This window comes from Erysipelothrix anatis (assembly GCF_009828745.1).
Classification (GTDB): Bacteria; Bacillota_I; Bacilli_A; order Erysipelotrichales; family Erysipelotrichaceae; genus Erysipelothrix; species Erysipelothrix anatis.
The window spans coordinates 1-758 of record NZ_WTSX01000026.1; the positions used below are offsets into that span (position 1 = coordinate 1).

Sequence of the window (758 nt, forward strand, 5' to 3'; positions counted from 1 at the left end):
TCTAATCCATTATCAACGGTTATTGATTTCGTCACTATTTTGTTTTCTTCTATAAATTTTCTAATTAATGAGGATGTGTAATAGTCCAATCGATACTCAGCCTTGATCAGCCAATTCATTCTGGAACATCGATCTACGATTGATATTATTGCTGCACTTTCATTTTTCTTTCCGATTATTGAGTCAATTTCAAGGTGACCGATTTCATCTCGGGCCTCTATATAATTGGGTCTCAGACTAATTGGTAGCACAGTTCGATTTTCCAAATTCCATTGAAAGTGGTTCATCATTCCACTCATTCGCTTCTTTCGTCTACGTCTTTTGTAACACATCCTAAGAGGGTCAATCGTAAGTTTTCCTTGGTTGGATCCAGTTATACACTTGTTGAACGGATACACAGGGTTTATGAGGATGATACCTTCTATAGTTGTTGAGGCAGACATCGATAGAACGGACTTTCGGGTCATAACGAGAATTGAGGTAATCGATTAAGTGGTTATATTTATGTTGAATATCTATTTTTCTTTTCTTATAATGATTGCTTTTATACCTTGAAACAGTTGAATGCGAAATATTCAGTTCGCGTCCAACTTGTCGCATCGAATATCCTATACTCAACAAAATATCTATTTGGTCTTTTATTTTTCTATTTAATTGCTTATACTTCATATGGGAGCTCCTTTTAGTCGGGTGGGCTCCTTTTATTATACAAAAACAACCGCACCTTGGTGGTGCGGTTGAGATTTGAATTTAGGAAA

The 758-nt window shown here is 35.9% G+C and carries 1 pseudogene; it reads right to left on the reverse strand.

The annotated features are described in order from the left end of the window. Window positions 1-669: pseudogene (locus GVV19_RS10715) on the reverse strand (IS30 family transposase); the annotation flags it as partial. Window positions 670-758 lie beyond the last annotated feature (89 nt).